Source organism: Streptomyces sp. NPDC033131 (assembly GCF_055578365.1).
Genome location: NZ_JBVIPA010000025.1, coordinates 126,359 through 148,510, shown reverse-complemented (window position 1 = coordinate 148,510; position 22,152 = coordinate 126,359). Strand labels below are relative to the sequence as shown.

Below are 22,152 nucleotides of genomic sequence, written 5' to 3'. Positions count from 1 at the left end.
GCAACCCGAACGCATCGGCGTCCACCTCTCCGAGGAATTCCAGCTCCACCCCGAACAGTCCACCGACGCCATCGTCATCCACCACCCCGAAGCCAAATACTTCAACGCCCGCTGAGCGAACCCCCGCCCTCCGCGGATGAGGGCATGGGCGAAGTTGCGGCATAAGCTCGTGTCCGGGCAACGACGGACGCTGTTGCCCGTTGTTGCCCGGCAGACTGAGAGAGAAGAGTGATCAGGGTGTTTTCGCAGGTCATCGCGATGACCAGGACTGCGGGGTAGGGCTTCAGTGCACATCGTCATCATGGGCTGCGGGCGAGTGGGGTCGGCGCTCGCCCAGAACCTGGAGCAGCAGGGGCACACGGTCGCCGTGATCGACCAGGACCCCACCGCCTTCCGGCGGCTGGGCTCCGGGTTCGGCGGCCGTCGTGTCACCGGAGTCGGCTTCGACCAGGACACCCTGCGCGAGGCGGGCATCGAGGAGGCCGGCGCGTTCGCCGCGGTCTCCAGCGGGGACAACTCGAACATCATCGCCGCGCGCGTCGCCCGCGAGATGTTCGGCATCGAGAACGTCGCGGCGCGTATCTACGACCCCCGGCGTGCCGAGGTCTACCAGCGTCTGGGCATCCCCACCGTCGCGACGGTGCGCTGGACGGCCGACCAGATGCTGCGCCGGCTGCTGCCCTCGGGGGCCGAGCCGTTGTGGCGCGACCCCACCGGCGGCGTCCAGCTGGCCGAGGTGCACACCGCCTCGTCCTGGGTGGGCCAGCGGATCAGCCGTCTCCAGGAGGAGACCGGAGTGCGCGTGGCGTTCCTGACCAGGCTCGGCGAGGCGATTCTGCCGAGTTCGCAGACGGTGTTGCAGGAGGGCGACCTGGTGCACGTGATGATGCGCACCGACGAGGTCGACAAGGTCGAGGCGGCGTTCGCCAAGGGTCCCGAAGAGGAAGGCGGTCACTGATGAGGGTCGCCATTGCCGGTGCCGGCGCGGTCGGCCGCTCGATCGCGGCCGAGTTGCTGGAGAACGGCCACGAGGTCCTGCTCATCGACAAGGCGCCGACGGCCATCTCCGTCGAGCGCGTCCCGCAGGCGGAGTGGCTGCTGGCCGACGCCTGCGAGATCACGTCCCTGGACGAGGCGGCGCTCCAGCGCTGCAACGTCGTGATCGCCGCGACCGGCGACGACAAGGTCAACCTGGTCGTCTCGCTGCTGGCCAAGACGGAGTACGGCGTTCCGCGTGTCGTCGCCCGGGTGAACAACCCGAAGAACGAGTGGCTGTTCAACGAGTCCTGGGGCGTGGACGTCGCCGTCTCCACCCCACGGCTGATGTCGGCCCTGGTCGAGGAGGCGGTGAGCGTCGGCGACCTGGTCCGGCTGCTCCGCTTCAGCCACGGCGACGCCAACCTGGTGGAGCTGACCCTCCCGGAGGAGTCGGCCCTGGCCGGCACCCAGGTCGGCGACGTCGAGTGGCCGCAGGACACGTCCCTGGTGACGATCATCCGCGGCAACCGCGTCCTCACCCCGACCCGGGACGACTCCCTGGAGGCGGGCGACGAGCTCCTCTTCGTGGCCGCCCCGGCCCGCGAGGAGCAGCTGGAGGACCTGCTGTCGGTGCGCCGGGAGGAAGCACCGAGCTGATCGCCCCGGACCTTGCGACGACGAAGGGCGCCCGGAGAGTTCCGGGCGCCCTTCGTCGTCGTATACGGGGTCGTCGTACGGCGTCCGTACGGACTCCTACACCTCGCGGCGGTGACGGGCGGCCGTCGCCTCGCCGTGCTCCTCCGCCCGTGCGGCCTTGCGTTCCTTCTCGGCACGCTCCTCCGCCTCCATCTCGGCGAAGACGTCGATGGGGGCCGGCGCCTTCGCCAGGAAGACCCAGGTCAGATACACGGCCAGCAGGAACGGCGGGATCTTCAGGGCGATCAGGACCCAGCCGAGCTGGGTCGTGTCGGCCCACCAGTACAGCGGGAAGAGGATCGCGCACTTGGCGAGCAGGATCAGGCCCCAGGCGTAGCTGGCCTTGGCGTACGCCTTCTTGCGGCCCGGGTTGCGGGTGCGCCAGGAGAGGTTCTCCTTGAAGACGGGGCCGAGGATCAGACCGATCAGCGGGACGCCGCAGAGGGTCGTGATGATGTAGGCGAGCCCCAGGCCCAGCGTGTAGAGCATGCCGGGGAGGTAGAAGTCCTTGGCGTTGCCGGTCATCATCGCGAAGACGACACCGAAGGCGACGCCGAAGACACCGCTGAAGGCGTGCTTGACGGTGTCCTTCATGACCAGCCGGACCACGACCAGGGCGAGCGACACGGCCAGGGCCGCGATGGCCGACCAGTGCAGGTCCTTGTTGATCGTGAAGATGGTGACGAAGAGAAGGCCCGGCAGCACCGTCTCGACCATGCCCCGCACGCCGCCGAAGGCTTCGAACAGCGCGGCCTCGGTCACCGCCCGGGCATCCCGCGCAGTGTCTTCGGTGTCTTCGGTCGGCTTGTCGAGCGACGTCACCGGCTACTCCCGTCCGAGGGGTCTCAGTTCGTATTTCGGGTTGAACAGCACCCGGCGGCCCCGGCTCATCGAGATCCGGCCCGATGCGATCAGTCTGCGCCCCGGCTCTATCCCCACTATGGAGCGTCTGCCGAGCCACACCACGTCCAGCGCGGCGGAGCCGTCGAACAGCTCGGCCTCCAGCGCCGGGACGCCCGCGCGCGGGCGCAGGGTGACCGTGCGCAAGGTACCAGTAACGGTGACGACCTGGCGGTCGTGGCAGTCACCGATGCGCGTGCAGCCGGCGGTCGCGGCGTCCTCGCGCAGCTCCTCGGACTCCAGGTCCTCCTGCGACGAGGAGAGCCGGCCGAGCATGCGCCGGAACCGGCCCACCGGCTTCTCGGAACGAGGAACAGCACTCATATGTGAAGCGTACCGGGGCCCACCGACAGCTACGTACCCCCGGTACTAGCGCTCGAACCGGTACCCCATCCCCGGCTCGGTGACGAAATGCTTCGGATGCGACGGGTCCGCTTCCAGCTTGCGCCTGAGCTGGGCCATGTAGACCCGCAGGTAGTTCGTCTCCGTCCCGTACGACGGCCCCCACACCTCCTGGAGCAGCTGTTTCTGGCCGACCAGGCGGCCGGTGTTGCGCACCAGCACCTCCAACAGATGCCACTCCGTGGGTGTCAGCCGTACGTCCTTCCCGTGCCGCTGGACCTTCTTGGCCGCGAGGTCGACGGTGAACTCGTCGGTCTCCACCAGCATGTCGCCGTCGCCGCCCCCGGTCGGCTCGGCCCGGCGGACGGCGGCGCGCAGCCGGGCCAGCAGTTCGTCCATGCCGAAGGGCTTGGTGACGTAGTCGTCGGCGCCCGCGTCCAGCGCCTCGACCTTCTCGTCGGAGGAGTGCCGGGCGGACAGCACCAGGATCGGCACGCGGGTCCAGCCGCGCAGTCCCTTGATCACCTCGACGCCGTCCATGTCGGGCAGGCCCAGGTCGAGGACGACCACGTCCGGGTGGCGGGTGGCGGCGAGTTCGAGGGCGGTGACGCCGTCGTGCGCCGCGTCGACCTCGTACTTGCGCGCCCTGAGGTTGATCACGAGGGCGCGCACGATCTGCGGCTCGTCGTCGATCACCAGCACCCGGGTCATGTGACCTGCCTTTCGGGTCGTACGGGGGGAGGCGGCTCCTCGGGGGTGGCTCCCGCCGCGCGGAGGGTGAGCACCATGGTGAGGCCGCCGCCGGGGGTGTCCTCGGCGTTGAGGGTGCCGCCCATCGCCTCGGCGAAACCGCGCGCCACGGCGAGGCCGAGTCCGACGCCTGCGCCGCGGGGGGCGTCGCCGTAGCGCTGGAAGGGCTCGAAGATGCGTTCCTTGGCCTCGTCGGGGACGCCGGGGCCCCGGTCGACCACCCGCACCTCGACCCGGTCGGCGAGGGCGCTGGCGGACACCAGGACGGCTTTGCCGGCCGGGCTGTACTTGACGGCGTTCTCGACCAGGTTGGCCACCGACCGTTCCAGCAGCCCCGGGTCCACGGCCACCATCGGCAGCGTCTCCGGGACGTCCAGTTCGGCGCTGCCTTCGGGCACCCCGCCGAGCGCCATCGGCACCACCTCGTCGAGGTCGATCTCCCTGATCAGGGGGGTGACCGTGCCGGTCTGGAGCCGGGACATGTCGAGCAGGTTGCCCACCAGGTGATCGAGCCGGTCGGCGCCCTCCTCGATGCCCGCCAACAGCTCCGCCTGGTCCTCCTCGGACCACGCCACGTCGTCGGACCGCAGCGACGAGACGGCCGCCTTGATGCCTGCCAGTGGCGTACGCAGGTCATGGCTCACGGCGGCCAGCAGCGCGGTGCGGATCCGGTTGCCCTCGGCGAGCGTGCGGGACCGGTCGGCCTCCTCCTGGAGGCGCCGCCGGTCCAGGACGACGGCGGCCTGCGCGGCGAAGGCGGCCAGGACCCGGCGGTCCTCGGCGGGCAGGACCCGGCCGGTCAGCGCGAGCGCCATGTGGTCCCCGACCGGCATGTCCACGTCCGCCTCCTCGGGCCGCTCCACCGGCCGCCCGAGGCCGGCCCGGCCCGCGCAGGTCCACGGGTCGACGTCGCTCTCGCGTTCCAGCAGGGCGGCCGACTCCATGCCGAAGGTCTCGCGGACGCGTTCCAGGAGCTCTTCGAGGCCGGTCTCGCCCCGCAGCACGTTGCCCGCGAGGAAGGACAGGATCTCCGATTCGGCGCGCAGCCGGGCGGCCTGGTGGGTGCGGCGGGCGGCGAGGTCGACCACGGAGGCCACCGACACGCCGACGCCGACGAAGATCGCGATGGCGACGATGTTCTTCGGGTCGGCGATGTTCCAGTGGTGCAGGGGCGGTGTGTAGAAGTAGTTCAGCAGCAGGGAGCCCACCGCCGCCGAGGCCAGCGCGGGCAGCAGTCCGCCGAGCAGGGCCGCCGCCACGACGACCGTCAGGAAGAGCAGCATGTCGTTGGCGAGGCCGAGGTGGACGGTGTTGAGCAGGAGCGCCAGGATCACCGGGCCGGCCACGCCGACCAGCCAGCCCCACAGGATCCGGGCCCGGCCGAGCCGCGCGCCCCGGGCGACCGGCAGGCCGCGGCCCTTGGCGACCTCCTCGTGGGTGACGATGTGCACGTCGAGGTCGGGCCCCGACTCGCGGGCCACGGTCGTCCCGACGCCGGGGCCGAAGACGTACTGCCAGGTCTTGCGGCGCGAGGAGCCGAGGACGATCTGGGTGGCGTTCACCCCGCGGGCGAAGTCCAGCAGCGCGACCGGTATGTCGTCACCCACCACGTGATGGAAGGTCCCGCCCAGGTCCTCGGCCAGGGTCCGCTGCACGGCCAGTTCCTTCGGGGAGGCCGAGGTCAGTCCGTCGCTGCGGGCTATGTAGACCGCCAGCACCTCACCTCCGGCGCCCTTCTCCGCCAGCCGCGCCGCCCGCCTGATCAGCGTCCGGCCTTCCGGACCACCGGTCAGCCCGACCACGATCCGCTCCCGCGAACCCCAGATCTTCGACACCTGGTGATCACTGCGGTACTGCTGCAGGTACGCGTCCACCCGGTCGGCCACCCACAGCAGCGCCAGCTCCCGCAGGGCGGTCAGGTTGCCGGGCCGGAAGTACTTGGACAGGGCCGCGTCCACCTTGTCGGGCTGGTAGATGTTGCCGTGCGCCATCCGCCGCCGCAGCGCCTGTGGCGACATGTCGACCAGCTCGATCTGGTCGGCCCGCCGCACCACCTCGTCCGGCACCGTCTCTCGCTGCCGCACCCCCGTGATCGCCTCGACCACGTCCCCCAGGGACTCCAGATGCTGGATGTTGACCGTCGAGATCACGTCGATCCCGGCCGCCAGCAGCTCCTCCACGTCCTGGCACCGCTTGGCGTTGCGGGAGCCGGGGATGTTGGTGTGGGCCAGCTCGTCCACCAGGGCGACGGCGGGAGCCCTGCGGAGCACGGCGTCGACGTCCATCTCGGTGAACACGCCCCCGCGGTACTCCAGCTCCCGGCGCGGGATCTGCTCCAGGCCGTGCAGCAGCGCCTCGGTGCGCGGCCGGTCGTGGTGCTCCACGAAGGCCACCACGCAGTCCGTGCCGCGCTCGACACGTCGGTGCGCCTCGGACAGCATCGCGTACGTCTTGCCGACGCCCGGTGCCGCACCGAGGTGAATCCGAAGCTTGCCGCGTCCCATGGCCTCACTGTCTTCCGGTCGCTGCTGCCCGCGCAGCGTCGACCCTACGGCCAATAATCGCGACAAATGGGGTCGGGTGCGGCCCGTGGGCCGTCCTTGACGCAACCCTGACGCCAACCGGGACGGCCCGATACGGTCACCCCTCGGCGATCTCCCCGTCGCTCAGTTCCAGCACCCGGTCGGCCAGGCCCAGCAGGTTCGCGTCGTGAGTGGCGACGAGCGCGGTGACCTGCTCGCTGCGTACGACGGCCCGCAGCAGCTCCATGACGGAATGGCCGGTCTCCGCGTCCAACTGGCCGGTCGGCTCGTCGGCGACGAGGAGCGAGGGGCTGTTGGCCAGGGCGCGGGCGATGGCGACCCGCTGCTGCTGGCCGCCGGACAGTTCGCCCGGTCGCTGCCGAGCGTGATCGGCGAGACCGACCAGCGACAGCAGCAGTTCGACGCGTTCCTCCCGCTCGCGCGGGTCGGCCCGGCGCAGCCGCATCGGCACACCGACGTTCTCGGCGGCCGTGAGGATCGGGATCAGCCCGAAGGACTGGAAGACGAATCCGATACGGTCCCGGCGCAGCGCGAGCAGGCCGTCCTCGCCCAGCTCCGCGAGGTCGAGCCCGTCGACGGTGACCCGTCCCTCGTCGGGCAGGTCGAGCCCGCCGACGATGTTGAGGAGCGTGGTCTTGCCGGATCCCGAACGCCCTTTGAGGGCGACGAGTTCGCCGCGCGGCACCTCGAAGGAGACCCCCCGCAGCGCGTGCACGACGGCGGCCGACTCGCCGTACGACTTACGGACGTTCTCGACGCGCACCATGGTCTCGGTGACCACCTGAGTCATGCGTCCTCCCCCGTGGACCGGGCGCCAGTATCGCCAACGGGCGCCCGGCAGTTCAACGGTTCAGCCCGGGTCGTCGTCGTGCGCGGGCGTTTCCCGGGACCTGCGGTCCGCGTACCAGAAGGGCCGCACCCCCAGTGCGGGGGTGCGGCCCTTGGCGTGTCTGTCTAGCGGACCTCGGTGGTCTCCGGTCCGCGCTGCAACTGGCCCATGCCGCCGGAGAAGCGCGAGGTGCCGTCGTCCTGCTGGACGCCCTCGGGCACCATCTGCGCGTCGTTCGGCAGCTTCAGGACGATGGGGTCGCGGGGCGCCATCGGGCCCTCGCCGCGGACCACGACCGTGTCCCGGAAGATCTGCTCCAGCAGGCCGGCCGCCTGCGGCTGCACCGCGCCCTGGCCGGAGATGACACCGCGCAGGAACCAGCGCGGGCCGTCCACTCCGACGAAGCGCACCACCTGGAAGCCACCCGTGCCGTCCGGCAGCTGCACCGGCACCTGGGCGCGCAGCTCCCAGCCCAGCGGACCCTCGACCTCGTCGACGATGCCGCCCTGCTGGGTGATGCCCGAGCCGATCTCCTCGCGTACCTCGCCCCAGATGCCCTCGCGCTTGGGGGCGGCGAAGGCCTGCAACTGGATGGCGCTGTCCCGCAGGACGACGGTCGCCGCGACGATCGCGTCGCCCGCGACCTCCACCCGCAGCTCCATGCCGTCGACGCCCGGCACGAACAGACCGCCCAGGTCCACACGGCCCTCGGCCGGGTCACGCACCTCGGAGTCGTCCCACGGCCCGTCGGGCCGCGGCTCCGGCTCCAGCCTCACGCGCGGGCGCCCGCCCTCGTCCTCGTCCTTGTCGTCCGCCTCAGTGTCGACACCGTCGACGACCTGCTCGGGCTCGCCGGCCGCGTCCTCGGCGGCACCCTTCTTCTTGCGACGTCCGAACACGTCACTGTCCTTCCCGGTCGGATACGGCCGAAGCGTATCGATTCCCACCCGTTGCGCCGCCGTCGGCGGCCTGACCGCTTGTGCTGTTCGTGCTGCTTGAGCCGCCCACAGCCGCATGGCCGCCGGTGGACCCGAAGCCCCCCTCGGCCCGAGCCGAGTCGGGAAGCTCCGCGACCTCCTGGAAGCGGACCCTCTCGACCTGCTGGACGACCAGTTGGGCAATCCGGTCGAAGCGCTCGAACCGCACGGACTCGCGCGGGTCGAGATTCACCACGATCACCTTGATCTCCCCACGGTACCCGGCATCAACCGTCCCCGGGGCATTCACGAGAGCGACACCGCAGCGGGCGGCGAGACCGGATCGCGGGTGCACGAAGGCCGCGTACCCCTCCGGCAGCGCCACAGACACTCCCGTGGGCAACACGGCCCGTTCGCCCGGCTCGAGTTCACGGCTCTCGGTGGTGCGCAGATCGGCTCCCGCGTCACCAGGATGTGCGTACGTCGGAAGCGGTACGTCGGGGTCGACGCGCCGGATCAGCACGTTCACGAGGTCACGGCTCACGGGTTCACCTCGAAGGCACGGGCACGACGGACCTGGTCCGGGTCCTCCATGGCCGCCCGGATCTCCTCCTGGCGGCCGTTCTCCACGAAGTGGTCGACCTTCACCTCGATGAAGAGGGCGTCGGCACGGACCGCGACCGGCCCGTCGGGGCCGCCGACGCGTCCGGTGGCGGTCGAGTAGATCTTCCGGCCGGCCACCGCCGTCACCTCGGCCTGCAGATGCAGCGTCGTACCGACCGGCACCGGCCGCACGAAGTCCGTCTCCAGCCGCCCGGTCACCGCGATCGTCCGCAGCAGCCAGTTCAGCGAGCCGAGCGTCTCGTCGAGGGCGGAGGTCAGCACACCACCGTGTGCGAGCCCCGGGGCGCCCTGGTGGGAGGGCTGCACGGTGAACTCGGCCGTGATGGTGACGCCCTCGCCGGCCCGTGCCTGGAGGTGCAGCCCGTGCGGCTGCCCGTCGCCACAGCCGAAGCAGTGTTCGTAGTGCGCGCCGAGGAGCTCGCCGGGCGCGGGAGCGTCCGGGTGCCGCACCGGTCGCACGGCGTCGGCGGGAGGCTCAAGAGCTGCGGATGTACGACTCACAGCCGCAGACCTTACCCGCGCGTCGGGCCGTTCCCGACACCGTGCCAAGCTTGGCTTCATGCAGCTCTCCGCCACCCCGTACGAAGAACGTCTCACCGCCCCCCGCACCTGGTGGCTGATCTCCCTCCTGGCCGGGGTCTCGATGGCGTTGATCCTGCTGCCCTTCGGCACGTTGCCGCTGCTCGGCGGCCTGGTCGGCGGGACGGCCGTGGCGGCGGTCGCGGCCAGTGCGTACGGCTCGCTGCGGATCCGTGTGGTGGGCGGTTTCCTGATCGCGGGCGAGGCGAAGATCCCGGTGTCGGCCCTGGGCGAGGCGGAGGTGCTTGACCCGGAGGAGGCGCGCGCCTGGCGCACGTACAAGGCCGACACCCGCGCTTTCCTGCTGCTGCGCGCCTACATCCCCACCGCGCTGCGCGTGGACGTCACCGACCCGGCCGACCCGACGCCGTACCTGTACCTGTCGACACGGGAGCCGGAGCGGCTGGCCGAGGCACTGAAGTCGGCGCGCGCGGCGGCCTAGAGGCCGGCGTAGAACACCCGGGCGGGGCCTCACCCGGGCCGCCGTGGAGCGGCCTCGCCGAGCGGCCCAAAGTCTTTTCCACCGCAGCGCAAAAACTTCGTCAGGGCCCGATTTCTTTGTGTCCGCGCCCGAGCCCCTTCGGAATTTCCCCGATTTTGAGCGGATTCTCGGGGGACTCCAGCGGGGGCAGTACGGGAAGCGCCTCCCAGGGCACCTGGATCTTTCGTAGATCCGCCCGGATCCGGTCCGCGAGTTTTCTGGTGTCCCGGCGGTTCATGACCGCCCCCACGGCCGCGCCGACCATGAACGGCATCAGGTTCGGCAGGTTACGCACCATGCGCTTCATGATCTGCTGCCGCAGCTGCTGTTTCATACGGCTGTTGAGCGCCGAACTCATCGTGGACGGCTTGGTCACTTCGATGCCGCGCTCTCCCGACCAGGAGTCGAGATACGCGGTGCTGCGCTGCTTGATATTGCCCGGCGGCCGCACGCCGTAGACCTCGTGGAGTTCGGCGATCAGCTTGAGTTCGATCGCGGCGACCCCGGTGATCTCGGCGGCCAGTTCCGTCGGCATGGCAGGCGGCACGGGCAGCATGGCCGCCGCTCCGATGCCCGCTCCGACCGTGGCGGTGGCGCCCGCGGCGCCCGCCACGAGCTTGTCCGCGAGCTCCTCGGGCCCCAGCCCGGGGAACTGTCTGCGGAGCGTCGCGAGGTCCCGTACGGGTATTCGCGGGGCGTTGTCGATGATCCGGTCGGCGAGGTACGCCAAACCCGCCCTCGCCCTGCTGCCGCCCTTGCGGACTCCTTCCCGGGCCTTGTCCCGGATCACCGCGCCCCGCCGCCTGGCGACGGGCGCGGGGGTCACGGCCGGCGCCAGGAGGTCGGCCCGGCCGGCCACCGGTTCGAGCGAGGCCGATCCCTGTTCGGATGAGCCCCGCTCGTCGTCACGCGCGCCGAGCCGCCCTTCGGACGGCTCCTTGTCCGCTCCCGGTAGGTGGAAGCGGCGCTTCCGAGGTGGGGTCGAGCCAGTCACGGCCGACCCGCCCTCAGTCGCAGTCGCGGCAGATCGGCTGACCGTTCTTCTCGCGGGCCAGCTGGCTGCGGTGATGCACCAGGAAGCAGCTCATGCAGGTGAACTCGTCCTGCTGCTTGGGCAGCACCCGGACGGCCAGCTCTTCGTTCGAGAGGTCCGCTCCGGGCAGTTCGAGGCCTTCGGCGGCCTCGAACTCGTCGACATCCACGGCGGACGTCGACTTGTCGTTCCTCCGGGCCTTCAGTTCTTCAAGGCTGTCCGAGTCGACGTCGTCGTCGGTCTTGCGTGGGGTGTCGTAGTCGGTTGCCATGTCGCTCTCCCCCTCTGGGTGTCTTCGGTGTCTCCAGCGCACGTAACGCGTGAGAGGCCGGACTTGTGCCCGACCTGAGGCGGAGATTTTGCCTCACATCAAGGTCTGTTACTCAATCGACACCCAACCGGACTCCTCTTGAGTGATCGGGTTGGATGGCGATCGGGACCGTACACGGTCCGAATCCCGCACTTCAAAGGCGTCTCACCGTGTACTTCCCGTGATCAGGACCCCTGAAAACCCGGATTTTTCCGGCTTTCCGACAGGTTGCATGATCACTGAGAGTAGATGGCCGGAAATTCTTCCTTGTGATCGATCACACACGGCGATGTCCGGAAGGCGGCCAGAAAATTCCGCGCAAAGCGAACAAGCCCGTGTATCTGATCGTGTGCGGGGGCCATGATCTCAGACGGGAAGGGTCACCCGCATCACCAGTCCACCTCCCTCACGTGGTTGTGCCGAGATGTGGCCGCCGTGCGCGCGGGCCACGGAACGGACGATGGACAGACCGAGTCCGACGCCCTTGTCGCTTCCCGTGCGCTCCGTACGCAGCCGCCGGAACGGCTCGAAGAGGTTGTCGATCTCGTACGCCGGCACCACCGGGCCCGTGTTGGACACCACGAGCACCGCCTGGCCGTGCTGGACCTCCGTGGTCACCTCGACCCAGCCGTCCTCGGGCACGTTGTACCGCACGGCGTTCTGCACCAGGTTCAGGGCGATCCGCTCCAGCAGCACGCCGTTGCCCTGGACGACCGCGGGTTTCTGTTCACTGCGGATCACCACGCCCTTGGCCTCGGCCTCGCCGTGCACCTGGTCGACCGCCTGCTCGGCCACCTCGGCGAGGTCCACCGGCTTGCGCTCGACGATCTGGTTGTCACTGCGGGCGAGCAGCAACAGCCCCTCGACGAGCTGTTCGCTGCGCTCGTTGGTGGCCAGCAGCGTCTTGCCGAGCTGCTGGAGCTCCATCGGCGCGTTCGGGTCCGACAGGTGCACCTCGAGGAGCGTGCGGTTGATCGCGAGCGGTGTTCTCAGCTCGTGCGAGGCATTGCCGACGAAGCGCTGCTGGGCCGTGAAAGCGCGCTGCAGCCGCTCCAGCATGTCGTCGAAGGTGTCCGCGAGCTCCTTCAGCTCGTCGTCAGGGCCGTCCAGCTCGATACGGCGGGACAGGTCCGAGCCCGCCACCGCACGCGCGGTGCGCGTGATCCGGCCGAGCGGCGCCAGGACCCGGCCGGCCATGGCGTAGCCGAAGGCGAAGGCGATGATCGCGAGGCCGAGCAGGGCCAGCAGGGAGCGGCTGAGCAGGTTGTCCAGGGCGTGCTGGCGCTGCTCGTTGACACACTCGCTCATCGCGCTGTTGAACACGTCGGGCGAGGCGCTGGAAGGCAGGTCGCAGACCTGACTGGTGACCTTGCCCTCGGTGATCTTGAAGGGCAGGTCACCGGCGACGTTCAGTGCCTGGGCGGCGAGCAGATAGATGATCGACAGCAGCAGGATGCCGGCGATCAGGAACATCCCGCCGTACAGCAGGGTGAGCCGTATCCGGATGGTGGGGCGCAGCCAGGGGAAGGGCGGCTCCGACCTCCGGGGGTCCCAGGTGGGCTTCGGGGGCGCCTGGGGAGGCGCCGGGGTCGCTGCCACGGCCGGTCAGATCCGGTAGCCGGAGCCGGGGACGGTCACGATGACGGGCGGCTCGCCGAGCTTGCGGCGCAGGGTCATGACGGTGACCCGTACGACATTGGTGAACGGGTCCGTGTTCTCGTCCCACGCCTTCTCCAGGAGCTGCTCGGCCGAGACGACCGCGCCCTCGCTGCGCATCAGCACCTCCAACACGGCGAACTCCTTGGGGGCCAGCTGGACTTCCCTGCCGTCGCGGAAGACCTCGCGGCGGTTCGGGTCGAGCTTGATCCCGGCGCGCTCCAGGACGGGCGGCAGGGGCACGCTGGTGCGCCGGCCGAGGGCACGCACGCGTGCCGTCAGCTCGCTGAACGCGAAGGGCTTGGGCAGGTAGTCGTCGGCGCCGATCTCCAGCCCCTCGACCCGGTCGCTGACGTCGCCGGACGCCGTGAGCATCAGCACCCGGGTGGGCATGCCGAGTTCGACGATCTTGCGGCAGACGTCGTCGCCGTGCACGAGGGGGAGGTCGCGGTCGAGGACGACCACGTCGTAGTCGTTCACGCCGATGCGTTCCAGGGCGGCCGCACCGTCGTACACGACGTCGACGGCCATGGCCTCCCGGCGCAGTCCGGTGGCCACCGCATCGGCGAGCAGTTGCTCGTCCTCGACGACGAGTACGCGCACGTCGCTGTCCTTCCTGTGTCCACCCGCGTAGCGCTTCTGGGGCATGCGGGCAGGGGGTCCGGTGAGTGTGTGGAGCTCCATCCTGCCCTTTTCCGCCATAAGTCGGCTGTAAGGCGGGTGAGCACGGTCTGAAGGACAGGTATGAGGCCGGGGAATGCGGGATTTTCTCGTCCGGTTGAGGTTTCCGTGGAAGGGAGCGGGGGGAGGACGGCTTTACACCCCGCGATCACGCTCTGCATGTGCCGCAGCACCATGCGGCACGCCGCGATCCGCTTTCCGCAGAGCGGGCGTGGGTGTCCGGCACCGTCGCCGCCCAGCACCGGGCAGCGCTGGGCACCTACAGGAGACGTGATCGCCCCTTCCGAACGGCACACCCCCGTGCCATCGACCCACGACCCAGGACGAGGGGGCGCAGCATGGACGCTTTCACCGCAGGACTTCTGCAGCGCATAAGGGCGACCGAGACCGACCTGACGCGGGCTCGCGACGAGGGCGACGACTTCCTCGCCGAGGTGGAACAGGCCGAGCTCGACGACCTGCGCCGTCTCGCCGCCGAACACGGTGTGGAGGTCGGCGCGTCACGCGTCTGATCAGCTCGTGTCGCACGACGCGGCGGGCCCCGGCGAATCCAGCGCCGGGGCCCGCTGCGTTGTGCCGGGAGCAGCCCTCCCGCCCGCCTGGCACGCGTCAGTCGTGCCAGGCGCCGAAGTCCTCCAGGAGGCGCTGAAGGGGCTCGAAGACGCCCGGGGTGGCCGCGACCGTCAGAGCGTGTGCGGGGCGCTCTCCGGGGCGTCCACCGGTCAGGGCGCCCGCCTCCCGGGCGATCAGGTCGCCCGCGGCGAGGTCCCAGGGGTGGAGGCCTCGTTCGTAGTAGCCGTCGAGCCGGCCGGCGGCCAGGTCGCACAGGTCGACGGCCGCCGAGCCGCCGCGCCGGATGTCGCGCAGCAGCGGGATGAGCTTGCGGGCGACCTCGGCCTGGTGGACGCGGACGTCGGTGACGTAGTTGAAGCCCGTCGAGACCAGGGCCTGCTCCAGGGACGGCGCGGGGCGGCAGGCCAGCTCGCGCTCGCCGTCCCAGGCCCCGGTCGCCCGGGCTCCGCCGCCGCGTACCGCGTGGTACGTCTCGCCGCGCATCGGGACCGCGACGACTCCGACGACGGTCTCGCCGTCCTGCTCGGCCGCGATGGAAACGGCCCAGGTGGGGAGCCCGTAGAGGTAGTTGACCGTGCCGTCGAGCGGGTCGATCACCCAGCGGACGCCGCTCGTGCCCTCGCTGGAGGCGCCCTCCTCGCCGAGGAAGCCGTCGTCCGGGCGGTGCTCGGAGATGAGGTCCGTGATCAGCTTCTCGGCCGCGATGTCCATCTCGGTGACCACGTCGATGGGGCTGGACTTGGTGGCGGCGACCGCCAGGTCGGCCGGGCGGCCGTCCCGCAGCAGTGCGCCGGCCCGGCGGGCGGCCTCCTGGGCGAGGGTGAGCAGTTCCGGGTGCAGGGGGTCGGTCACGGCGCTCCTCACGCGTAGGGGCTGTCGGCGCCCGCGGCGGCGGGGCGGGGCGCGCGGGCCGGGCAGCAGCCCACCGGGCAGAGGTGGTGGGCACCGAGCGCGCCCAGGGCGCACGGCGTGACGTCCTGCCCGCGTTCGACGGCGGCCCGTTCCAGGACGAGGTCGCGGATCGCGGCGGCGAACCGCGGGTCGGCACCGACCGTGGCCGAGCGGCGCACCGGCAGGCCGAGCTCCTCCCCCTTGGCCCTGGCCTCCGTGTCGAGGTCGTACAGGACCTCCATGTGGTCGGAGACGAAGCCGATGGGGGCGATGACGACGGCCGGGGCCCCGGCCGCGTGCCGCTCCTCCAGGTGGTCGCAGATGTCGGGCTCCAGCCACGGGATGTGCGGGGCGCCGGAGCGGGACTGGTAGACGAGCTGCCAGGGGTGGTCGACGCCGGTCCGCTCGCGCACGGCGTCGGCGATCAGCTTGGCCACGTCCAGGTGCTGCCTGACGTACGCGCCGCCGTCGCCCTGCTCCTCGACCGGGCCGGAGGTGTCGGCGGAGGCGGTCGGGATCGAGTGGGTCGAGAAGGCGATGTGGGCGCCGTCCCTGATGTCGGCGGGGAGATCGGCGAGGGACCGGAGGACCCCGTCGATCATGGGCTCGAGGAAGCCCGGGTGGTTGAAGTAGTGCCGCAGTTTGTCGATCTTCGGCAGCTCCAGGCCCTCGGCCTCCAGGGCGGCGAGCGAGTCGGCCAGGTTCTCGCGGTACTGGCGGCAGCCCGAGTAGGAGGCGTAGGCGCTGGTGGCGAGGACCAGGATGCGGCGGCGGCCGTCGGTGACCATCTCCCGCAGGGTGTCCGTGAGGTAGGGCGCCCAGTTGCGGTTGCCCCAGTGGATCGGCAGGTCGAGGCCGTGATCCGCGAAGTCCTTGCGGAGGGCGTCCATCAGGGCGCGGTTCTGGTCGTTGATCGGGCTGACCCCGCCGAACCGGAAGTAGTGCTGACCCACTTCCTTCAGACGTTCCTTGGGGATACCGCGCCCCCGCGTCACGTTCTCCAGGAACGGAACCACGTCGTCGGGTCCCTCGGGGCCGCCGAACGAGAGCAGGAGCAGGGCGTCGTAGGGGGTGGCATCGAGCGCGTCTGGCATGAGTCGAATCCTGCCACCCGGCATGGTACGAAGTGCGTTAGGGTGCCCTAACTCGTAAGCTGTATCAGCTACCTTCGCGCCTTACTGAGACGCCGTAGGCGCGCCTCACCTTGACGCCATGCCTTCACGCCTCACCTCCGCACCCCTTCATGCCCCGCCGAGCCGCCCCGCTCCCGCCCGACCGGAGACCCCGTGCCCAGCCCCTACCGCGCCCTGTTCGCCGCCCCCGGCTCCAAGGGGTTCTCGGCCGCGGGCCTCCTCGGCCGTATGCCTCTGTCGATGATGGGCATCGGCGTGGTCACGATGGTCTCCCAGCTCACCGGGCGCTACGGTCTGGCCGGCGCGCTGTCGGCGACCATCGCCCTCGCCGCCGCGGTGGCGGGTCCGCAGGTCTCGCGGCTGGTGGACCAATACGGGCAGCGGCGGGTGCTGCGTCCGGCGACCACGATCGCGCTCGTCGCGGCGGCCGGTCTACTGTTCGCCGCGCACTACGAGTGGCCGGACTGGACCCTGTACGTGTTCAGCGCCGGCATCGGCTGTGTACCGAGCATCGGCGCGATGATCCGGGCGCGGTGGGCGGCCCTGTACCGGGACACCCCGCAGCTGCACACCGCGTACTCCTTCGAGTCCGTGATCGACGAGGTCTGCTTCATCTTCGGGCCGATCATCTCCATCGGTCTGTCCACGGTCTGGTTCCCGGAGGCCGGGCCGCTGCTCGCCGCCTGCTTCCTGGCGGTCGGCGTCTTCTGGCTGACCGCGCAGCGCGCCACCGAGCCGGCTCCGCATCCGCGCGCGCACCAGGGCGGCGGCACGGCGATGCGCGCTCCTGGCCTCCAGGTCCTGGTGGGCACCTTCGTGGCGACCGGCGCGATCTTCGGGGCGGTCGACGTGGTCACCGTGGCCTTCGCCGACGAGCAGGGCCACAAGGGCGCCGCGAGCGTCGTCCTCGCGCTGTACGCGGCGGGCTCCTGTCTCGCGGGGCTCGTCTTCGGGCTGTTGCGCTTCAAGGGGGCGCCCGAACCTCGCTGGTTGCTGGGCATCTGTGCGATGGCCGTGAGTATGATCCCCCTCCTACTGGTCGGAAACTTGCCGTTTCTGGCCGTGGCGCTGTTCGTTGCGGGCCTGTCCATCGCTCCCACGATGATCACGACGATGTCCCTGATCGAACAGCACGTACCACGCGCGCAACTGACCGAGGGCATGACCTGGGTGAGCACCGGGCTCGCGGTCGGGGTCGCGCTCGGCTCCTCGCTGGCCGGCTGGGTGATCGACGCCGCCGGTGCGCAGGCCGGGTACGGGGTTCCGGCGGTGTCCGGGGCCGTCGCGGTCGCGGTCGGTTTCCTCGGGTACCGCCGGCTCAGCAGGCCGGTTCCGCATCGGGGAGGCACCGTTGAGCAGCACAGCGAGCGGGAAGAACGGCACGTGGCGTAACTGGGGAGGCAACGTCGCCGCCCGTCCTGCCCGGGAGGTCACACCCGCCTGCGTCGAGGAGCTGTCCGAGGCGGTGCGCAGGGCGGCCGAGGACGGCCTGAAGGTGAAGGCCGTCGGTACCGGGCACTCCTTCACGTCGATCGCCGCCACCGACGGTGTGTTGATCCGTCCTCAACTGTTGACCGGCATCCGCAACATCGACCGGGACGCCATGACGGTCACGGTCGAGGCCGGTACCCCGCTCAAGAGGCTCAACGTGGCCCTGGCCCGCGAAGGCCTGTCGCTCACCAACATGGGCGACATCATGGAACAGACGGTCTCCGGGGCCACCAGCACCGGCACCCACGGCACCGGCCGTGAGTCGGCCTCGATCGCCGCCCAGATCAGGGCCCTGGAGCTGGTCACCGCGGACGGGTCCGTGCTCACCTGCTCCGAGAAGGAGAACCCCGAGGTCTTCGCGGCCGCACGCATAGGGCTGGGCGCGCTCGGCATCGTCACCGCGATCACCTTCGCCGTGGAGCCGGTCTTCCTGCTCACGGCCCGCGAGGAGCCGATGCCCTTCGACCGGGTGGTCGCCGAGTTCGACGAACTGTGGGCCGAGAACGAGCACTTCGAGTTCTACTGGTTCCCGCACACCGACAGCACCAACACCAAGCGCAACAACCGCAGCGCGGGCCCGGAGCGCCCGGTGGGGCAGCTCGCGGGCTGGTTCGAGGACGAGTTCCTCTCCAACGGCGTCTTCCAGGCCGCCCAGTGGGTCGGCCGCGCGGCGCCCGCCACGATCCCGACGATCGCGCGGATCTCCAGCAGGGCCCTGTCCGCGCGGACCTACACCGACATCCCGTACAAGGTCTTCACCTCACCGCGCCGGGTGCGCTTCGTGGAGATGGAGTACGCCGTCCCGCGCGCGGGCGTGACCGAGGCGCTGCGCGAACTGAAGACGATGGTCGACCGGTCCGGCCTGCGGGTCAGCTTCCCGGTCGAGGTGCGCACCGCGCCGGCCGACGACATCACGCTGTCCACGGCGTCGGACCGCGACAGTGCGTACATCGCCGTCCACATGGTCAAGGGGACGCCCTACCGGGCGTACTTCACCGCCGCGGAGCGGATCCTGACCGCGTACGAGGGCCGGCCGCACTGGGGCAAGGTGCACACGCGGGACGCCGAGTACTTCGCCCGGGTCTACCCCCGCTTCGGCGAGTTCACCGCGCTGCGGGATCGGCTGGATCCCGAGCGCCGGTTCCAGAACGACTACCTGCGGCGGGTGTTGGGGTCGTAGCCGAGGAACCGGGGGGCACGGCTGCGCGAGACGGGGACGTACGAACGAAAGCAAAAAGTTCCGTTTCTGGTGATTGCGTGAAGTACGCCACGTCCAAGATCCGGAAATCCGCGCCGCGGCGGCCAAGTACCGCCCCCGGTCAGAAGTTCGACAGCGTGCCAATCCACGCACGTGGCCCGAATGGAGTACTGTTGCGAGCCCTGGGTTCGGTCTCCCGCCTGGGCGTCCGTGGCCTTCAAGGACCGCCGGAAGGGGGCCAGTTGCACAGGGTGACGGAGTTGGTCACTTAGCGTTGCGAATAGGTAACCGTGCCATAACGGCGGTCCCGGGCCTGTGCCCGACACGCCGGGCAACTCGGCAAGGTTGTGGCAGGCTGCACCCGGGCAGGCCACACTCGACTAGCGGAAGCAGCGACGCACGTGACGTCGGCAGGCACCACCCGGGAGGTCCCCATGCCCGAACTGCGTGTCGTGGCCGTCTCGAATGACGGCACACGGCTGGTGCTGAAGGCTGCGGACAGCACGGAGTACACGCTTCCGATTGACGAGCGTCTGCGCGCCGCCGTTCGCGGCGACCGTCCCCGCCTTGGCCAGATCGAGATCGAGGTGGAGAGCCATCTCCGCCCCCGTGACATCCAGGCACGTATACGCGCCGGTGCGACCGCGGAAGAGGTCGCCCAGATGGCCGGCATCCCCGTCGACCGCGTACGGCGCTTCGAGGGCCCCGTGCTGGCCGAGCGCGCGTTCATGGCCGAGCGCGCCCGGAAGACTCCGGTCCGCCGCCCCGGCGAGAACGCGGGCCCGCAGCTGGGCGAGGCCGTCCAGGAGCGGCTGACCCTGCGCGGCGCCGAGAAGGACAGCGTCCAGTGGGACTCGTGGCGCCGCGACGACGGCACCTGGGAAGTCCTGCTGGTCTACCTGGTCGCGGGCGAACCGCACTCGGCGAGCTGGACGTACGACCCGCCCCGGCGGCTCGTCCAGGCCGTCGACGAGGAGGCGCGCTCGCTGATCGGCGAGTCCGACGACCTCGCGGCCTCGCCGGAGCCCAGCTTTCCCTTCGTCCCGCGCATCGCACGGCTGCCACGCGACCGTCCGCTGGACCGTGCCCTCGACCGGGAGCGGCCCAGCCTGCCCGCACCCGAGCCACCCGAGGAGACCGCGACCGCGAGTGCCGGCGAACGGGACTCGCTGACCAGTCTGTTGGAGGCGGTGCCGAGCTTCCGGGGCGACCTGGTGGTCCCGGAGCGCCCGTCGGAGGACCCCGAGGCGGAGGAGCCCGCAGCGGAGCCCGAGAGCGAGGAGCCCCCGGCTCCCGCGGCCTCGGCCGGCTCCGCCTACGCGGACGTCCTCATGCCCCGTTCCGTCGGCAGCCACCGCGACCGTCTCATCGGCTCCACCGACCGCCAGGCCGAGGCGGACGGCGTCCGCCCGGGGCGCCGGGCGGCGGTCCCGAGCTGGGACGAGATCGTGTTCGGGACGCGGCGGAAGAAGCAGGAATAGGCGGCCGTACGACATGCCGTACGACATCAGGAGGGGCCCGCGCCGGTCGGTGCGGTCCCCTCCCGTCGTACGCCTACTGCGGGTCGGGCCCCACGGCGACCGGACGCGAGGGGTCCGAGGACCACTCCGACCAGGAACCGACGTAGAGCGCGGCCGGGACGCCCGCCACCGCCAGCGCCAGCACCTGGTGCGCGCCGGAGACCCCGGAACCGCAGTAGACGCCGACCTGCGAACCGTCCGTGGCGCCCAACGCCTTGAAGCGCTCGGCCAACTCCTCCGCGGGCAGGAAGCGTCCGTCCGTCGCCACGTTGTCCGTGGTGGGCGCGGAGACGGCGCCCGGGATGTGCCCGCCGACGCGGTCGATCGGCTCCACGTCACCCCGGTAGCGCTCGCCGGCCCGCGCGTCCAGCAGTACGCCGGAACGCGCCAGCGCCGCCGCACCGTCCGCGTCGAGCCGGCCGCGCGCGGCCGGCTCCGGACGGAAGTCCCCCGCGGCCGGCTCGGGTGTCTCCACCGACAGCTCACCCCGCCAGGCCGGCAACCCGCCGTCGAGGACGCGCACGTTCGGGTGACCCGTCCAGCGCAGCAGCCACCAGGCCCGGGCCGCCGCCCAGCCCTGCCCGCCGTCGTACACGACCACCGGCGTCCGGGACGAGACGCCCGCCTTGCGCATGACGGCGCCGAACGCGGTGAGATCGGGCAGCGGGTGCCGGCCTCCGGTGCCGGGCGCGCCGGCGAGCTCCCGGTCCAGGTCGACGTAGACGGCACCGGGGAGGTGTCCGGCCGCGTACTCGGCTCGGCCGTCGAAGGAGGGTTCTCCGGCCGCCTTGGCCAGGCTCAGCTGCCAGCGGACGTCGAGCAGGACCGGCCGGCTGCCGGCCGCCAGGTCGCTCGCGAGTTCGGATGCGGAGATGATGGCGTTCATGGCCACCATCCTCGCGCACGGGGTGGCCGCGTCGTCCATGTCCGGCTACTCTGCTCGGCCGGACAGATCCGGTCACCGGGCGTACGGGACCGGGCACATGCTGTACAGCCGATCGTCACCCGTCGGTCATGGTGCGGAACGGCCGGAGGGCCGCGCGGCGGGCATTCTCCGGTCACGGGCGGGCACATGGCGGCGCGCCCGGAGGGTGCGGCACCACGACGGGTGCGAGCATCGGCACGGGGGTCCGTCAAAGCGGAAGCGACACGGCACCGTGAGGGGCCGAGGAGAGAGTGACGATGACCGAGGCAAGGGGGTCGTCCGGCCCGAACGGCGAGACACCCGCCCGGCACGCGCCCGGCGCGCCCTGCTGGGTGAGCCTGATGGTGCACGGGATGGCGGCGACCCAGGAGTTCTACGGTTCCCTGTTCGGCTGGGAGTTCCAACCGGGTCCGCAGCAGCTCGGACCCTACGTCCGGGCTCTGCTCGACGGACACGAGGTGGCCGGTATCGGTCAACTGCCGCCCGACCGCCACCTTCCGATCGCCTGGACGCCCTACCTCGCCTCGGACGACGTGGACCTGACAGCTGAAACGGTACGGCTGTGCGGCGGAACGGTCGGCGTGGGGCCGCTGGACGCGGGTGACGCCGGGCGGCTGGTGATCGGTTCCGACCCGGCGGGCGCGGTCTTCGGCGTGTGGCAGGCGTCGGCCCACCTCGGCACGTCCATCGGCGGGGTACCGGGCACACCGGCCTGGCACGAGTTGCTGACCTTCGAGTCCACGAGCGTCGCCAAGTTCTACGAGACGGTGTTCGGTTACGAGGAGGAGCCGGTGGTGTCCCCCGGCTTCGACCACGTCACCCTGCACATCGGCGGCCGCCCCGTCGCCGGCATCCAGGGCGTGGGCAGCGCCCTGCCCCGCGACCGTGGCCCGCACTGGACGACGTACTTCGAGGTCGCCGACACGGACGACGCGGCCGCCCTCGTGGCGGACCTGGGCGGCCACGTCCTCGAGCCGCCGCACGACAGCGCGCACGGGCGGGTGGCCACGGTGGCGGATCCCGAGGGTGCGCGGTTCGCGCTGATCGAGGGGGTGCGCTGAGGCGGGGAGTGCGCCGAGGCCGGGAGTGCCGGCCGTCCCTG

General features: G+C 71.0%; 23 protein-coding genes. 8 read left to right on the top strand and 15 right to left on the bottom strand.

Translation table 11 applies throughout. The features are described 5' to 3' along the window. Nucleotides 1-286 precede the first annotated feature (286 nt). Nucleotides 287-958, top strand: coding sequence for a potassium channel family protein (locus ACZ5XS_RS28610; protein WP_468656028.1), 672 nt, complete (start codon nt 287-289; stop codon nt 956-958). Continuing rightward, a complete protein-coding gene (locus ACZ5XS_RS28605) occupies nt 958-1,635 on the top strand; it encodes a potassium channel family protein (RefSeq protein ID WP_468656026.1) in 678 nt (225 codons plus the stop codon). Before ACZ5XS_RS28610 ends, ACZ5XS_RS28605 begins: the two co-directional genes overlap by 1 nt. Before the next feature lie 96 nt (nt 1,636-1,731). Here the strand turns inward: ACZ5XS_RS28605 and ACZ5XS_RS28600 are convergent, their stop codons facing one another. The 8 genes from ACZ5XS_RS28600 to ACZ5XS_RS28565 all read right to left on the bottom strand — a co-directional run bounded on the left by ACZ5XS_RS28600 (nt 1,732) and on the right by ACZ5XS_RS28565 (nt 9,080). Further along, nucleotides 1,732-2,496 (bottom strand): DUF3159 domain-containing protein, encoded by a 765-nt coding sequence (locus ACZ5XS_RS28600; RefSeq protein WP_468656024.1) that lies wholly within the window; start codon nt 2,494-2,496, stop codon nt 1,732-1,734. Nucleotides 2,497-2,499: 3 nt separating this feature from the next. Continuing rightward, entirely contained in the window at nt 2,500-2,898 is a 399-nt protein-coding gene (locus ACZ5XS_RS28595; protein WP_217237431.1) for an OB-fold nucleic acid binding domain-containing protein, read from the bottom strand. Nucleotides 2,899-2,943: 45 nt separating this feature from the next. After that, entirely contained in the window at nt 2,944-3,627 is a 684-nt protein-coding gene (locus ACZ5XS_RS28590; protein ID WP_468656022.1) for a response regulator, read from the bottom strand. After that, nucleotides 3,624-6,170, bottom strand: coding sequence for a DUF4118 domain-containing protein (locus ACZ5XS_RS28585; protein WP_468656020.1), 2,547 nt, complete (start codon nt 6,168-6,170; stop codon nt 3,624-3,626). The genes ACZ5XS_RS28590 and ACZ5XS_RS28585 overlap by 4 nt, the downstream gene beginning before the upstream one ends. A 136-nt stretch (nt 6,171-6,306) precedes the next feature. Beyond that, on the bottom strand, nt 6,307-6,999 hold the full coding sequence (locus ACZ5XS_RS28580) for an ABC transporter ATP-binding protein (protein WP_468656018.1): 693 nt from the start codon (nt 6,997-6,999) through the stop codon (nt 6,307-6,309). A gap of 164 nt (nt 7,000-7,163) precedes the next feature. Next, nucleotides 7,164-7,937, bottom strand: coding sequence for a DUF3710 domain-containing protein (locus ACZ5XS_RS28575; RefSeq protein WP_468656016.1), 774 nt, complete (start codon nt 7,935-7,937; stop codon nt 7,164-7,166). Between the two features lies 1 nt (nt 7,938). Further along, entirely contained in the window at nt 7,939-8,499 is a 561-nt protein-coding gene (gene dut / locus ACZ5XS_RS28570) for a dUTP diphosphatase (RefSeq protein WP_468656014.1), read from the bottom strand. After that, a complete protein-coding gene (locus ACZ5XS_RS28565; RefSeq protein WP_468656012.1) occupies nt 8,496-9,080 on the bottom strand; it encodes a PaaI family thioesterase in 585 nt (194 codons plus the stop codon). Before ACZ5XS_RS28565 ends, dut begins: the two co-directional genes overlap by 4 nt. 58 nt (nt 9,081-9,138) lie before the next feature. On the opposite strand from ACZ5XS_RS28565, the gene ACZ5XS_RS28560 reads away from it, so the two are divergent. Beyond that, nucleotides 9,139-9,600, top strand: a complete 462-nt coding sequence (locus tag ACZ5XS_RS28560) for a DUF3093 domain-containing protein (RefSeq protein ID WP_468656010.1) — start codon at nt 9,139-9,141, stop codon at nt 9,598-9,600. A 100-nt stretch (nt 9,601-9,700) separates the two neighbouring features. Here the strand turns inward: ACZ5XS_RS28560 and ACZ5XS_RS28555 are convergent, their stop codons facing one another. The 4 genes from ACZ5XS_RS28555 to ACZ5XS_RS28540 form a co-directional block, all read right to left on the bottom strand. After that, nucleotides 9,701-10,633, bottom strand: coding sequence for a hypothetical protein (locus ACZ5XS_RS28555; protein ID WP_468656008.1), 933 nt, complete (start codon nt 10,631-10,633; stop codon nt 9,701-9,703). A gap of 13 nt (nt 10,634-10,646) precedes the next feature. Further along, nucleotides 10,647-10,943: a DUF4193 domain-containing protein gene (locus ACZ5XS_RS28550; protein ID WP_005481602.1), complete on the bottom strand. Its 297-nt coding sequence runs from the start codon at nt 10,941-10,943 to the stop codon at nt 10,647-10,649. 405 nt (nt 10,944-11,348) lie between these two features. Further along, the gene (locus tag ACZ5XS_RS28545) at nt 11,349-12,581 is read right to left on the bottom strand and encodes a sensor histidine kinase (RefSeq protein WP_468656006.1); all 1,233 of its coding nucleotides are present in this window, start codon (nt 12,579-12,581) and stop codon (nt 11,349-11,351) included. A 6-nt stretch (nt 12,582-12,587) separates the two neighbouring features. Continuing rightward, nucleotides 12,588-13,241, bottom strand: a complete 654-nt coding sequence (locus ACZ5XS_RS28540) for a response regulator transcription factor (RefSeq protein WP_028424348.1) — start codon at nt 13,239-13,241, stop codon at nt 12,588-12,590. A gap of 416 nt (nt 13,242-13,657) precedes the next feature. Here ACZ5XS_RS28540 and ACZ5XS_RS28535 point away from each other — a divergent pair, with 416 nt between their 5' ends. Further along, the gene (locus ACZ5XS_RS28535; protein WP_217237421.1) at nt 13,658-13,831 is read left to right on the top strand and encodes a hypothetical protein; all 174 of its coding nucleotides are present in this window, start codon (nt 13,658-13,660) and stop codon (nt 13,829-13,831) included. Between the two features lie 97 nt (nt 13,832-13,928). Here the strand turns inward: ACZ5XS_RS28535 and ACZ5XS_RS28530 are convergent, their stop codons facing one another. Together ACZ5XS_RS28530 and ACZ5XS_RS28525 are read right to left on the bottom strand one after the other, a co-directional pair. Further along, nucleotides 13,929-14,744, bottom strand: coding sequence for an inositol monophosphatase family protein (locus ACZ5XS_RS28530; protein ID WP_468656003.1), 816 nt, complete (start codon nt 14,742-14,744; stop codon nt 13,929-13,931). Nucleotides 14,745-14,752: 8 nt separating this feature from the next. Further along, nucleotides 14,753-15,877 carry a ferrochelatase gene (locus tag ACZ5XS_RS28525; RefSeq protein WP_468656001.1) on the bottom strand — a complete coding sequence of 375 codons (1,125 nt, stop codon included), beginning with the start codon at nt 15,875-15,877 and terminating at the stop codon, nt 14,753-14,755. Between the two features lie 192 nt (nt 15,878-16,069). Between ACZ5XS_RS28525 and ACZ5XS_RS28520 the strand changes: the two genes are divergently transcribed. From ACZ5XS_RS28520 to sepH, 3 genes are all read left to right on the top strand, one after another. Further along, nucleotides 16,070-17,308, top strand: coding sequence for an MFS transporter (locus tag ACZ5XS_RS28520; RefSeq protein ID WP_468655999.1), 1,239 nt, complete (start codon nt 16,070-16,072; stop codon nt 17,306-17,308). Beyond that, a complete protein-coding gene (locus ACZ5XS_RS28515; protein ID WP_468655997.1) occupies nt 17,268-18,587 on the top strand; it encodes a D-arabinono-1,4-lactone oxidase in 1,320 nt (439 codons plus the stop codon). Before ACZ5XS_RS28520 ends, ACZ5XS_RS28515 begins: the two co-directional genes overlap by 41 nt. Before the next feature lie 452 nt (nt 18,588-19,039). Further along, complete coding sequence (gene sepH, locus ACZ5XS_RS28510) at nt 19,040-20,086, top strand: septation protein SepH (protein WP_217237416.1); 1,047 nt, start codon at nt 19,040-19,042, stop codon at nt 20,084-20,086. A 73-nt stretch (nt 20,087-20,159) separates the two neighbouring features. On the opposite strand, the gene ACZ5XS_RS28505 is transcribed toward sepH, so the two are convergent. Then, a complete protein-coding gene (locus tag ACZ5XS_RS28505; protein ID WP_468656040.1) occupies nt 20,160-21,020 on the bottom strand; it encodes a sulfurtransferase in 861 nt (286 codons plus the stop codon). A gap of 287 nt (nt 21,021-21,307) precedes the next feature. Between ACZ5XS_RS28505 and ACZ5XS_RS28500 the strand changes: the two genes are divergently transcribed. Continuing rightward, nucleotides 21,308-22,111: a VOC family protein gene (locus ACZ5XS_RS28500; RefSeq protein WP_468655995.1), complete on the top strand. Its 804-nt coding sequence runs from the start codon at nt 21,308-21,310 to the stop codon at nt 22,109-22,111. Nucleotides 22,112-22,152: the final 41 nt, after the last annotated feature.